12 protein-coding genes and 1 tRNA gene are annotated in these 13021 nt (G+C 49.5%); all 13 read right to left on the reverse strand.

The genetic code is table 11. From position 1 onward, the window contains the following. Positions 1-169: 169 nt before the first annotated feature. Entirely contained in the window at positions 170-427 is a 258-nt protein-coding gene (locus WC659_01975) for a GIY-YIG nuclease family protein (GenBank protein ID MFA4872683.1), read from the reverse strand. Positions 428-595: 168 nt separating this feature from the next. Continuing rightward, a tRNA-Gly gene (locus tag WC659_01980) sits at positions 596-669 on the reverse strand. A 187-nt stretch (positions 670-856) separates the two neighbouring features. After that, positions 857-1201: a methylated-DNA--[protein]-cysteine S-methyltransferase gene (locus WC659_01985; GenBank protein ID MFA4872684.1), complete on the reverse strand. Its 345-nt coding sequence runs from the start codon at positions 1199-1201 to the stop codon at positions 857-859. 326 nt (positions 1202-1527) lie between these two features. Next, a complete protein-coding gene (locus tag WC659_01990) occupies positions 1528-1965 on the reverse strand; it encodes a prepilin-type N-terminal cleavage/methylation domain-containing protein (protein MFA4872685.1) in 438 nt (145 codons plus the stop codon). A 521-nt stretch (positions 1966-2486) separates the two neighbouring features. Beyond that, positions 2487-3689 (reverse strand): type II secretion system F family protein, encoded by a 1203-nt coding sequence (locus WC659_01995; GenBank protein MFA4872686.1) that lies wholly within the window; start codon positions 3687-3689, stop codon positions 2487-2489. A 166-nt stretch (positions 3690-3855) separates the two neighbouring features. Next, on the reverse strand, positions 3856-4932 hold the full coding sequence (locus WC659_02000; GenBank protein ID MFA4872687.1) for an ATPase, T2SS/T4P/T4SS family: 1077 nt from the start codon (positions 4930-4932) through the stop codon (positions 3856-3858). Positions 4933-4976: 44 nt separating this feature from the next. Beyond that, positions 4977-5390 carry a hypothetical protein gene (locus WC659_02005; GenBank protein ID MFA4872688.1) on the reverse strand — a complete coding sequence of 138 codons (414 nt, stop codon included), beginning with the start codon at positions 5388-5390 and terminating at the stop codon, positions 4977-4979. 148 nt (positions 5391-5538) lie between these two features. Further along, complete coding sequence (locus tag WC659_02010) at positions 5539-6258, reverse strand: hypothetical protein (protein MFA4872689.1); 720 nt, start codon at positions 6256-6258, stop codon at positions 5539-5541. A 703-nt stretch (positions 6259-6961) separates the two neighbouring features. Next, on the reverse strand, positions 6962-8692 hold the full coding sequence (locus WC659_02015) for a GspE/PulE family protein (protein MFA4872690.1): 1731 nt from the start codon (positions 8690-8692) through the stop codon (positions 6962-6964). 128 nt (positions 8693-8820) lie between these two features. Then, complete coding sequence (locus WC659_02020) at positions 8821-9147, reverse strand: hypothetical protein (GenBank protein ID MFA4872691.1); 327 nt, start codon at positions 9145-9147, stop codon at positions 8821-8823. A 243-nt stretch (positions 9148-9390) separates the two neighbouring features. Further along, the gene (locus WC659_02025) at positions 9391-10026 is read right to left on the reverse strand and encodes a hypothetical protein (protein MFA4872692.1); all 636 of its coding nucleotides are present in this window, start codon (positions 10024-10026) and stop codon (positions 9391-9393) included. Between the two features lie 239 nt (positions 10027-10265). After that, on the reverse strand, positions 10266-11399 hold the full coding sequence (locus tag WC659_02030; protein MFA4872693.1) for a hypothetical protein: 1134 nt from the start codon (positions 11397-11399) through the stop codon (positions 10266-10268). Between the two features lie 110 nt (positions 11400-11509). Beyond that, complete coding sequence (gene pilM, locus WC659_02035) at positions 11510-12643, reverse strand: pilus assembly protein PilM (GenBank protein ID MFA4872694.1); 1134 nt, start codon at positions 12641-12643, stop codon at positions 11510-11512. Between the last annotated feature and the right edge of the window lie 378 nt (positions 12644-13021).

Below are 13021 nucleotides of genomic sequence, written 5' to 3' on the forward strand. Positions count from 1 at the left end.
GATGAAGCTCCACGGCTTTACCGCCGTGGCATCTTCACGTTCTTCGGCGGAACCCGCCGAAGCGTATCCGCCTTCGCTTGGAGGCTACGGCGGATTACCCGCATCGCATTCATCCACCCCGCCATGGCGGGGTGGCTTTCTGCGGAGGCGGGTAAAATAATGATTCCCGTCAGGGACGCATCCCTGCAAGGAAATGTCTCTTCAAAAAAGCTCTTCCGGATCCGGTTTTCAAATATTTCTCAAATTCTTTTGCTTTGCGTTCATCAGCGAACGCGGAGTAATAAATCAATTTCCATGGCTTAAACTTAGAAGTGTGTTTGGATTTTCCCTCATTATGATCCTTGAGCCTATTCTTGAGGTCGGGAGTATAGCCCACGTAATGTTGATCCAGATAACTGACACTTTGCAATAAATAGACGTAATACATATCCTTAATGTTGTTCTTCTTTTCCTCTATACCGTCGATACGGGCGACTTAGCCCGCCTTCACTAAAGTTTCGGCGCGCTCAGACTTCGCTCACGAATAAACACACCCTATCACTGAACAACCTTATCTGCCAATTTTGGTATAGCCAGACGAAGCCTTGGCGAAGTCTGGAGCGGGTAGGGGGAATCGAACCCCCGGCATCAGCTTGGAAAGCTGAGGTATTGCCATTATACGATACCCGCGTACCGAAAATTCCGAATCCTAAACCCTTACTCCCAAATAATATCCAAAATCTCCCGCTCCGGCGGGATCCCGCATACCTTAGATAATAATATTCAAAGTGCGGGACAAATCCCAATCAAATCCTAAATCCAATATCCAAAACAAGTTCGGTTATTGAAATTTTAAAATTTATTTAGGGTTTCGTGCTTAGTGCTTCGTGCTTCTCACTATAGGTTGCCACAAATATTTCTTTAAATCAACCCACCCGCTCCCGTCGCGGCGCGTGATTACCGCAATCCCTTCTTTGCGCAGAAGTGCTGCCTGGAGGCTCGCGGGGTGCTCGCGGCAGGTGGTGGAAATCATGCCGCGGGAGTTGATGACGCGGTGCCACGGTATATCCTGGTATTGCGCGGGAGTCATCACATGGAGCGCCCAGCCTACCACGCGCGCCGCGCGCGGATTGCCGGCAAGCGCCGCAATCTGCCCATAGGACGCCACGTTCCCCCGCGGGATAAGCGCCACGATGCCGTACACGCGCTGAAAGAAGTTCATACCCTGTATATCAACATCCAATGCCAAACGCGATGAGTATTGTATTGTTATGATGAATGAATGCGACCATTGGAGAAAAATACTTCATAAGGCTCCAACGAGCGTTTGGCAAGTGGTGAGGGAGGCTTGTAAAAAATTTGTTACATTTTAATCATTTAATAATTTTATCCTCGACGCTTGAATTAAGGAAACCACCCCTCAATGTCCCCTCCTCAGTAAGGAGGGGAAGGGGAGGTCTCATCCGCTCTTATTATATAACTTCTGCCCTCCGATGGATATCGGAGGGCAGATTCGTAATCTATCCTTACATGATGCTTCGTAATCCTTTATTGTACTCCGCTTGGTGTGGCTGTGTGCATTGCTGCACTCAAACCCCCGGTGCCGCTTTCAAGGCTGAACGTAATCGTATAACTACTCTCTGTGGGACCACTATAGGTATAGGGAACAGCATTGGGGGTCGGGTTTGATGGGACAAGACCCATATAGGGAACAGCACAGCCAACTGCACCCCATCCTGCTGTACCAAGACATTGCAAAGCGCCTGATCCGAGTAGTGTAGCTGCCGCTACTGTGGGATACTTATTTTGATCTGAATAGTAGAGCTCCAGCGCGGTCTGGATTTGCTTGATATCAGATACTCGCTTTGCGTCGCGTGATTTTGTCCTGGCATTGTTTAATGCCACGACCGCAAGGGTTGCGAGCAACCCAATGATCGCGATGACTACCAACAATTCAATAAGAGTAAAACCTTTTCGTGTACGCATGGGATAAAATTAGTTTAATGTAAGACGTTCTTATCTTTAACTTTATTAGAGAGCGAGGTACCTCAGCGCCCTCTATATCTACCACGCACATTTCGACCTTTCTACCCGCCTAAGTTTTGCCACGATTACTCCTTAATGCCATCCCACACCACCGTTATGTAATACGAAATGTTGTTAAGGATGTTTGATTTGATAGGAGCAAAATTTAGGCGGGTGTAGTTATCCACATTATACCATAATATTGTTATAAAACACAGTACGGGTTAATCTGCGCATACCTGCCCGCCATATGCCTTCCATCGGGAACGTCCCGTGCGTCAAGGTGAAATTTCAACATGGGGGATATTACCGTTCTCCTCGACAGGCGTTGGCAGGCGGGTCTGCGTTTTATCGGCGTTTACCCCACACTTTCCATTCATGAGAGTATCATCAACGCGCTGATCGAAAAGCGAAGCGGCTTCGCCTCCCGCAGTTTGGTCAATGTTCCTTCAGTGCGCAGAAAGTGCGGGGTGAATCTGCGTCTAGAGCGAGGACGCCAGGTTGTACATGGGCATAATGATCGCAGCAACCATGACGCCTACCGCAAGCCCCATCACGATCATGATAAGCGGCTCGACGAGCGACACCAGGTTAGACACGAGGTTGTCTACCTCTCTGGCGTAAAACTGGGTAAGCCGGTCTAAAATCTGCTCCAACTGTCCTGTCGTCTCGCCCACCGAGAGCATGTGCGACACCATGACAGGCACCTCCGGGCTGTTGACAAATTCGACCGCTATCGGATTCCCGTCCTGCACCTGCTTCACGGTGCGCAGAATGAGGTCGCGATACACCGCGCTTCCCACCACCTCTGCGGTAATCTCGAGCGCATGCGGGAGCGGTACGCCCCCTTTGAGAAGCGTGTTCATGGAACGCGTGAAGCGGATAATGTAGATGCGCTGGAAAAGCTTTCCGAAAATCGGCAGCTTTATCTTCATCCAATCCCACCAACGGCGCACCGGCCGCTGTTTGAGCGAAAAGCGGAGGCCTACGACCGCACCGACCACAAGGATCAGGAGTAACCACCAGAACTTGGCCATGAAGCCCGAAGTGCCAATGAGAATCCGCGTAGGCACGGGAAGCTCTCCTCCCGTTTCGGTGAGAATGGAAGTGAGCCGCGGCACGACAAACACCATCATAATAACGCCTACCACGCAAAGCGCGGAAAGGATGAATGCGGGATAAATCATCGCGCCGCGTATCTTGCTCATGAGGTCGTAATCTTTCTCCCGCTGGTCCGCAAGATACGAAAGCACCTCATCGAGGTGACCCGAGGTCTCGCCCGAGCGCACCATGTTCACATAAAAATTATTAAATACCTCTGGATGCCGCGCGAATGCTTGCGAGAGCCGTGCGCCTCCGTCCACTTCATCCGCGATTTCGGAGATGATGGTTTTCAGCTTCTGACTCTCGGTTTGCTTGATGAGGATGCGCAGCGCCGCCACAATCGGAAGGGTAGCCGCGGACATGGTCGAGAGCTGACGGAAAAACACCACCAGCTCTTTCGGCCTTACGTGATCAAACAGCTTGAACGTCTGCAGTTTCGACCTCATCTCCCGCACCGAAATCATGATGGGGATGAGGGAGCGCTCTTCCAGCGCTTCCTGCGCCGCCTGTTCAGACGGCGCTTCCACTACCCCCTGGATATCCTTCCCCTCCGCGTCCTTTGCCTTAAAATCGTAAAACATACCTTGGTGTGAAATCCAAAAATCAAAAGTCAAAAACTAAAATGAAGGTATTCCGCCCCGTTTTGCGGGGCTCCATAATTATGTCCCGCACCTTGAATTGTCGTAGTTTTAAGGTATGCGGGATCCCGCAAAGCGGGACATTTTGAGTTTTGCATTTTGATTTTATTTATGATCCTTTCACCATTCTCTGGAAATTCTCCTTATCGGACACCTCCCTTAGCGCGTCCTCCAGCAGCACTTCTCCGGTCTTTACCAGCTCTGCCAAGGAACGGTCAAGGCTTACCGTGCCTCCTTCCCGCGCAGTTAAGACCCATGAACTGATTTGGCTGAAGCGCCCGTCGCGGATGAGCGCTTTTACCGGCGCAGAAACGACGAGCACCTCGACTACCAATATCCGTCCGCCCCCTACGCGCGGCACCAGCCGCACCCCGATCACCGACACAAGGTTGTCCGCAAGGCTATGGCAGATCCGCTCGCGCTCGTGCGCGGCGTACGATTCAACAATATGCTCAAACGCTTGGGATAATGTCTCCGCATCCAGCGGCGCCACCACGAGGCGCCCGCCCTCCGTGAGATTGATAAGCTCCTCAAATACGAAACGATCGGATATTTCGGATACCGCAAGCACGTCGACGTCCTCATCCTTCAACGCCTTCAATCCCTCAAGGATGCTCGGCACATCCCTCCCCGCCTCCTGCTGCTCTATCACGCTTTTATCGCCTGTTAACACGTATTCGATAGGGTGCTCGATGGTAATAATGTTCTCCGACCGGTTTATGTTTATCGTATTCAAAAAAGACGCCATGAGGGTAGACCGCCCTGATCCGTGAGGGCCGGTAATAATAATGAGCCCTTTGCGCATAAAGGTAAGCTCCTCTACCACTTTCGGGAGTCCTAATTCTTTCAACGTTCTGATTGAGGGAGAGAGGAAATGGAGGAATATAAAAGGATACCCTTGCTGGTAGATAACTGAAGCCTTGAACCGCACGCGGCTGCCATAGGTTCTCGCAATGGTCGCTCTCCGCTTCACGGCAAGCTCTTGCTGCGCGTGTTCGTCAAAGAGGAGCATCACGAGCTCTTCCATGGTCGCAGGGGCAAGCACGCCTTCTTCCTCTAGTGGGCTCAGAGCCCCATCCACCCGCACCACCGGAGGCTGTCCTACGGTTAAATGCGCGTCAGAAGCGCCCCGCGCCGCGGCAGAGGCAAGAATTCTTTGAAAAAGCACGTCCGTTTGGGAAGACATTTAAACTGATAATTAAAAAAAATATAAAGCGCTTTCTACTCTCATTATTTAGCTGTCTGTTTCTTTTTCTTCGTTGCGACAAAATTTTCCACCACCATGGCAATCACCTCATCCGGCCTGTGATGATATTTGCTGAATACCATGGACACATACGGCTGCAACGCTGACAAATGAAGGCTTGCCGCATCATCCAAAGATGCAACGACTGCGAGCAGCGGGGTGGCGCCCCGCGCTTCGGCAAACCAGTGAGCGAGTGATCTGCCCATCTCGATTTGAGCCTCATGCTCATGATACACTATCGCCGCAATTTGTTCATGCTCAAGCATGGGTAAAGCTTCGCCAATGCTCGCCGCATACCGTATGGCGCCTTGGGGGGCAACAGAGCGCTGGTATGCGGGCAGCAAGAGGGAAGGGGCGATCACGAGCACCGAACCGTAATGTGTAGGGCGTTTGAGCATACTTGATAAAACTCTAAATCCTAAGCACGAAACACTAAACACCCTTCGACAGGCTCAGGGTGACAAAGACGGTTGTCATGATGAGCTTGTCGAACCATGTTTAGGATTTAGAACCTAACGGCTGACTTTGGTATGAAACTTTACCCCCCTACAAGTTCAACCGAAATCGTATTTGCTTGATGAGGGTAATGACCTTGTGGTATTCGGAATAAAATGACAACTGTTCTTTTTCAAGATTCCATTCGACGAACACAAACTGATGCGTAAACTTTTCTGGTAAGGGGACGTATTCATTCATGATGACGGTATGGGCAACTCCGTGGCGTTCGAGCGACTCCACAAACCGGGTAAAATAGACTTTCTGGTCTTTGCGCGATACCAGCCGATCAGTCGGAACGTCCTCGTGATGCTCAAGGTAGTTGAACTGTCCATTTACGATCAGCGGCGCGTACTTGTAGTGAAAGTACTCAAGACTCTCGGAATTGAACCGTTCGCATTCATGGTCGATCTGCTCCAGACTTGTGAACCAATTCTGTCCCCACACCTTTTCATTGAACACTCGATTATGGCCTTCAACATGCGGATTCGTCCACGGTTTTGACGGTGAGCCAAACAACGGAGTCACTCCCAGATTCAAGAGAAAGCGTAATACGATCCCAATCGCTCTCTTGCCACTGGCAGTGCCTCTGAACTGGAGGCCGTTATCAAGGCGTTGAACATCCGGTATTGGATAAATACGCCATTGTTCTTTCCAATGTTCGATCGCATACACTGCTTTTTCGGCTAATGTTCGCTTAATCTGGTAGAGCTTGAACGGCGCATAGTAGCTGGTGGAAAAGATATTCACTGGATCAGAACTGCCCGCCATATACTTCTTGCCGATGAAATCTGCGGACTGGTGGACGTACCCGAGGTTTCTGATGCACTGGACAGGATACAGCAGATACTCTGATCCACCCGTGCGTTTCGTCTTCGGCTAGCGCGTCTGCAGTTTCGCTTCACGGACAATCTTGTCAATGTACCAGATCGCAGGCAGTTCATCGATAGGATACTGGCGAGCGTAATCCATCTGCACGTATTCGCTGCCGACGAAATACTTGCTCGTAATCCGTTTCCGCTTGAGTTCACAGATGTGTTCAGCGATAGTCGGATCAGTGTACTTACGAGCCTTGCCTTCGTGCCAACCGCGGTTTTCATGGTAGCGGTCATGCTTGAGCCACGCGATGATCGTTGGCTTGCTTACTTTTAAAATGTTGACAATTTGATTTTTGCTTTTGCCTTCTTGATAGAGACGGTGCGCCTCTTGAAAATTTTTTAGCGTCTGTTTGATTCATAGCGCTGAGATGACAATAATCACTGGTTGATAAAGACCTTGAACGATTATTGTAATATCAGCGCCCTGAATGAGCAAGAAGGGGGTAAAGTTTTATACCAAAGTCAGCCTTTAGGATTTAGTATTTTCTGCACTTAGGCGCCGTAAAAAAATAACCTTTCCATTGATACGTGGTATCAACTTGGGAATATATGGGGAAATTTTATGCAGAATGGTTATGTTATTTTTTTAAGCGCCCTTACTCCTTCGTCGCGCTCAATACTTCTTCTATGGTCGTGGAACCCGCGATCGCCTTCAAGATGCCATCCTGCTTCAAGGTAAGCATCCCCTGCCGATTGAATGCATCTCGAATCTGATCGTACTTCGCACCGTTAGCGATAATCGTTTTCAGCTCTTTATTAACGCCCAAAACTTCACCGATCGCAGTCCGTCCGGCATACCCCTCCCCATTGCATCGCTGGCACCCTTTACCTCTCCAAAACGTTAACGGCGCATCAAGCTTCACAGTCTCCGGGAGACTCGCACGCACCGATTCAAGCTCCTTACGCACTTCTTGCATAAGATTATCAGGCACCTCAAGAGGCTCCTTACAGAATTGACACATCTTCCGCACTAAACGCTGGGCTACCACCACATTAAGCGTGGATGCGATGAGGAACGGCTCCACTTTCATATCAATAAAACGCGGGATGGCGCCAAATGCATCATTGGTGTGAAGTGTGGAGAGCACAATATGCCCTGTCAAAGCCGCGTGGATCGCAAGCTCTGCGGTCTCATTATCGCGAATTTCTCCCACCATGACCGTATCAGGATCCTGCCGAAGGATAGAACGAAGCCCTGAAGCGAACGTAAAGCCCACTTCGGGGCGCACCTGAGATTGGTTAACCCCTTTCAGGTAGTACTCCACAGGATCTTCCAGGGTGACAATATTCACCCCTTCGCTATTGAGCACATTGAGAATTGCATAAAGGGTGGTGGATTTACCGCTCCCTGTAGGCCCCGTGACCAGAAACATGCCATGCGGCTTATCAATGTTATCTTTCATGATAGCAAAGTTCTTCCCGTCAAATCCTAAACCCTCAAGGGTAGGCACCCCTTCGGCGGTATCGAGGATACGCATCACCACCTTTTCATTGCTATAAAGCGGTAAAGTGGAAATACGGAAATCTATTTCCCTTCCCTCGATCTCAAGCCTAATGCGCCCGTCCTGGGGCACGCGGGTTTCATCAATCCTCAAGTTCGCGAGCACCTTTACGCGCGAGACAATCGCCGAATGGATGTATTTAGGAAGCACGAGCGAGGTATGAAGCTCGCCATCAATGCGGTATCGCACGCGGGTTTCATTAAACACGGGCTCTATGTGGATGTCGGAAGCTCTTGCTTCTACCGCGTGCTTCAATATTACCGAAAGCATCTTTGATACCGGGGCGGATTTCACCACCTCCTCCATACCCTCCATTTTTTCCTTCGCGGATGGCGCAAATTTACCGGCCGCGACATCCAGCGCCTCTTTCGCTTCAGTGCCAAGGCTTCCATATTGCTTTATGATTCCTTGGTAAGCACTTAGGGTGGTGATCGCATAATGCACCTTTAAGCCTCTCTCGCGCACGAGAAATTCTACTGCTTCCTGGGCTTTAAGGTCCGTCGCATTGATGAGTGCGACCGAGAGCACGTCCCCTTTGAGGTCATACGCCGCGACTTGGTAATGCACCGCTACCTCTAGGGGGATGTTTTTCAGCACTTTTTGGTCTATCTTGCGGCCGATGAGGTCTTCATACGGAAATCCAAATGCTTTTCCCCGCGCCTTGGCAAGCACCTCCTCGGGTATCCCTCCTTGCGCGGCCAGGATGCCCTCCACCGCATCGATGGTTTCTTCTTTAATGAGCTGCTGATACGCATCAAGCGTAATAACCTTCTCCTGAAGAAGGCTTTTTAAAAATTCTGTTTTCGGCTGTTCTCTACGAGGCATACCTTGATGAAAATACTAAATCCTAAGCTCTAAATCCTAAACTCGACCCCTCTCCTGTCCTCCCCTTACTAAGGGGAGGAGTAAAGTGGGGTGTTTAGAATTTTGGATTTTGACTTTTAAATTAATGTCTATGGTCCAAATGCCGGAATAAATGGATTCACCTTGCCAGTGCGCGCTTCCCCCAGCGGCCAGGCGCCATACTTCTGCAGCGACCGGTATTCTTCGCTTTCTATGACGGAGCGGTCTAAGCTCCCCGCAAGCGTCTCCACGGCCGCGATTGCCGCGCTCACTTTCGAAGGAGTGGCGGAGACGATGGGCGCTTCTTGCACGCGGGGGGCGCTCTTGGTGTGAAAAAAATTCTGATACAGCAAATACCCCACCACGCTGTTGACGAGCACGATCGCCACCAACATAGTGGTTTGTTTCCGCCGTGATGCTTGCCGTTCAACTAACATATTATTATAAATTACATGCTTTAATTTACTTCTGCGTGCATCTGCGTTACTTTCTGCGTATACCTGCCCGCCATAGCCTAATTCATGGAATAGATACGACCTTTGATTATAAGTGTATCCTTCCTTTACAGTTCATTTTCAGTGACAGGCGTTGGCAGGCGGGTCTGCTTCTATACCTATTAGATGCGGAAGAACGCGGATGATGACGCAGAATAACGCAGAAAACATTGATATAAAAAGATACTAATCTTGAACGCCGGGAGTACGCTGATAATACGCGCTCACGCTCATTTTTATCATTTCGTCTTTCGGATTAAACGAAATCGATGGGACGTCAAGGAGGCGGAGATTTGTTTCTATGCGATAAAGAAGCTCCTTAAAGGTCAGATAATTGCTGCCCTTCGCCCAAAAACTCACCGAGAGCGGATGGACATTCACAGGCAATGCGGAAACCGCCGCAGCATCAGGGAGCGCTATCGCTGGCCCTTCAGACGATTGAGCCACTGACACGGATTCAAGCGTTAATCCGCTTAAAGTCACGATCGACTCTATGTTGGGTATAAGATCAGCGGTGCCAGGTTCAGACGGCAGCACGTCGCTTAATTTTTCATAATCTTCAGGGGTAATTTGCAAAAATTGCTCCTCAATGAGCCGGGCTTTTTTAAGGCTGCTGCGCCGCTCATCGATGCGGAGATCTAAATCCGACAGAGAGGTTTCACTCACTCTCTGATACGCCCCGATGGCGGGGCGCACCGCAAGGAACCAACCCAAAAGTGCGAGCGCTATAAGCGTACCGCTCCCAATGACCAAAAGATGCTGCTCCATAAAAGCGCGTATTGACCGATCTTTAGGGACAGAAGTGATTATTGGGTCAGACATAACATAACGGCATTAGGGCGCTTAAAAAAATAACATTTCACTTTTCCCATAGGCTTGTCCTTATTTTGTTGATGTACGGCGTAGATGGCGGGATATGTTATTTTTTTACGGCGCCTTAGGGTAGCGATGCGGGTAAACCCCCGTTACCATGAACTCGCGCCCATGGCATTGATCAGCAATCCTCTTCGGGATTGATTGTCATTTACCCCGTTGAGACATTGATGTCTCACGGGGTGAATCTACGGGCTCAACGACTCTGTAGCGTTCTGGTAACGGGGTAAAATAATTTTCGGATCAACGGATACGACAAAATCGACAATCACCGTCTTACCGCCCGTCTCACTCTTATCCTTTACTTCGACGGGTGATACCACTATTTTCCTGATTTCTGGGACGCGCATGAAACTGATTACTTGTTCGGCAACTGCATTATAGCTCTTGGCTTGCGCCTTCAAGTTCACGGTGCCGTCGGGGTTGGCCTGAAAAGAATCATAAAATAATTCTTGGGAAGTATGTTGCTCAATAAATGCGAGAAGTTTCAGCCAGTGCGTATGTTTTTTAAGCAACGCGCCGACTGCGTTGCTTTTTTCATGGAATACCAATGCCCGATTTAAAACATCCGTGCGTATGCCAAGGTCGCGCTCAATGCTCGAAATTTCCTGCAGTTTCATGTGGATATCGCGCTCAAGTGTGCTCGCGTGATACCGGTACCACACGGTAACGCCCCCCATCACAAAAATGATAAGTATACCCACCCCTATAAACAAGGTCACGAGATTCTCAAAGCTTATATTCGTCCGCCCATGGGAAGGCAGGAGATTCACATCCACCAGTGCGGATTTTTTCTCTTCAAGAGGTGTAGAAAGCGTGGCATTTTTTGGGGAGGGTGGTGCAACCTGCGGCTCAGGACGAAGGAGTGGCGGGGAAGGTGCCATAAGAGGGGCGGGTACGGGAGCGATTGGCGGTGCAGATGAAGGCGGCGGAGTGGGCAGTGATGGTGATTTTTGTTCTGCTTTTTGCGGTAATGCTGGTGCAGAGGGTAATGGCAGTTTTGGTTTCCGGGTAAAAAATTTATGTACAAACATCGCCAGAGGGTTTGGCGGCGCAGGGCGGGGGGAGCGGGGAGGAGGCGGAAGCTTTATTTTGCGGATAGGCTCTTCTGGTTCAGGGACAATGCGCAGCGCAGGGATTGGATGTGTTTTTTTAGATGTGGGACGGCGCAAATCCTGAAAAAATTTTTTCAGGATTTGCATAAACGGCACAGATTTATGCACGTTCGGATACTTTAAATCAATCTCCTGCTTCGTGGGGAGACGGCGCCGAGGCTTGCCTTTCTCTGATTGGGGAGCGAGAAAATCAATGTCGTCGAACATGGGGAACGAAACTCAAAACGCAAATCTTAAAACTCAAACCTATTGAGATCCGACGCAACGTCGGATTGAAATACCTAAGTTTTGACATTTGAACTTTGACATTTGACATTTCACGATATCTCCCTCATCGCCAATCCTATGGCGACGGAAAAACGAGGCCCGAGCTCTTCGAGCGCAGGACGAAGTTCAGTCGGATAAATCACGCGCGCCCACGGATCGCCTACGAATACCTTGATGGAGAGCAGGCGCGAAAGATAATCAGACAAACCCGGCAGAAACGCCGACCCTCCGGTAAGGATAATCTTTGAAACATGCCCAATGCCCTCCTGGGAACGATAAAGATCGAAACAATATTTCAGTTCATTAATGATGGGATTGATGCTTGATTCAATGGTCTTCAAAATGCCGCCGTCTCCCTGGCTGGTAAAGCCAATATCCCTCTTAAACTGTTCTGCGCGCAAGGTGTCCACTCCCAGGCTCCCTGCTATCATCTTGGTGATGGAGTTTCCGCCCACGTCCACGCTCCTGTTAAGAAGAGGAATCCCCTTCTCTGCCACGATAATATTCGAGGTGAGCGCCCCAATATCGACAATCATGATAGGATTGGGGTCATTCCCCACGAGCGACCGCTCAAGCGCAAATGACTCCGTCTCGAGCCCTGTGAGCTCCAAACCCACCGCTTTAAAAAGCGCGACGTAGCGTTCCACCAAATTTTTCGGCGCGGCGGTAAGCAAAATACGGACATTTACTTGCTTCTCTTCAATCTTCATTTGTGCCGATGCATTCCCTTCCCGCGGCGCAGGATCCTTTGGCGCGGAGGGAGATAAAAGAGGAGGAGGAGGAGAGGGAGGCTTGCTTCCCTCAGGCAATACTTTCCAATCAATGATCATTTCATCAATGGGGAGCGGCACAATCTTCTTCGCTTCCCACTGCACCGCTTGAGCAAGATCCTTCTGCGACATCTGCGGCAAGCTCATGATGGAGCTGAAGACTGAATAATTCGGGAGCGCGGCAACTGTTTTTTTCGTGGCGGTCTTTGCTTTCTCAAGCACTGCCTCAAGAAGGCTGATGACCTGCTTCTTCATCTCCTCGGAATTTGCTTTCACAAGGTCAGTTGATTGTTCAACGAAACCGTAGGTGATTAAACGCGCCCGACCGCGCTCATTCATCAATTCCACCACTTTTATGTTCGCAGAACTGATATCTACGCCCAAATAATGCTCATGATTCGCAAATAACCCCATATTTATATATAATAATCTCCCCTTTGCGCCGCTCTAGCCTCAAGGGGATTTTAATAAATATGCCTTTTACCTTGAGAAATTTATGTAATTAAATTAGGCTTCGCACTACAGTAGCGTAAACTGGCGCAATTCTGGAGAAAAGTGGCATCTAATTATTGGACTATAGAAGCTACTTCGCGCAACATGGTACGCTACTTTAGGCAATAGTATTGAAATTCCAATATAACAAACTATAGCACAAATTTGAATAAATCGTTATAGCTCACAATAACTGTTACCAAGAGAATAGCGGATAGATCAGAATTGGGTTACCGTAGCCGTCTATGACTATGGCAACCAAGAATGAAATCTTCTCCCGCTATCTGGGGGAATACCTCA

The sequence above is a fragment of the Patescibacteria group bacterium genome (genome assembly GCA_041645165.1).
Lineage (GTDB): Bacteria > Patescibacteriota > Patescibacteriia > 2-02-FULL-49-11 > 2-02-FULL-49-11 > 2-02-FULL-49-11.

What these genes read in the sequence shown, in the direction of transcription:
- WC659_01975 (MFA4872683.1), bottom strand. Translation starts at nt 427, where the DNA reads ATGTATTACGTCTATTTATTGCAAAGTGTCAGTTATCTGGATCAACAT.
- WC659_01985 (MFA4872684.1), bottom strand. Translation starts at nt 1,201, where the DNA reads ATGAACTTCTTTCAGCGCGTGTACGGCATCGTGGCGCTTATCCCGCGG.
- WC659_01990 (MFA4872685.1), bottom strand. Translation starts at nt 1,965, where the DNA reads ATGCGTACACGAAAAGGTTTTACTCTTATTGAATTGTTGGTAGTCATC.
- WC659_01995 (MFA4872686.1), bottom strand. Translation starts at nt 3,689, where the DNA reads ATGTTTTACGATTTTAAGGCAAAGGACGCGGAGGGGAAGGATATCCAG.
- WC659_02000 (MFA4872687.1), bottom strand. Translation starts at nt 4,932, where the DNA reads ATGTCTTCCCAAACGGACGTGCTTTTTCAAAGAATTCTTGCCTCTGCC.
- WC659_02005 (MFA4872688.1), bottom strand. Translation starts at nt 5,390, where the DNA reads ATGCTCAAACGCCCTACACATTACGGTTCGGTGCTCGTGATCGCCCCT.
- WC659_02010 (MFA4872689.1), bottom strand. Translation starts at nt 6,258, where the DNA reads ATGGCGGGCAGTTCTGATCCAGTGAATATCTTTTCCACCAGCTACTAT.
- WC659_02015 (MFA4872690.1), bottom strand. Translation starts at nt 8,692, where the DNA reads ATGCCTCGTAGAGAACAGCCGAAAACAGAATTTTTAAAAAGCCTTCTT.
- WC659_02020 (MFA4872691.1), bottom strand. Translation starts at nt 9,147, where the DNA reads ATGTTAGTTGAACGGCAAGCATCACGGCGGAAACAAACCACTATGTTG.
- WC659_02025 (MFA4872692.1), bottom strand. Translation starts at nt 10,026, where the DNA reads ATGTCTGACCCAATAATCACTTCTGTCCCTAAAGATCGGTCAATACGC.
- WC659_02030 (MFA4872693.1), bottom strand. Translation starts at nt 11,399, where the DNA reads ATGTTCGACGACATTGATTTTCTCGCTCCCCAATCAGAGAAAGGCAAG.
- pilM (MFA4872694.1), bottom strand. Translation starts at nt 12,643, where the DNA reads ATGGGGTTATTTGCGAATCATGAGCATTATTTGGGCGTAGATATCAGT.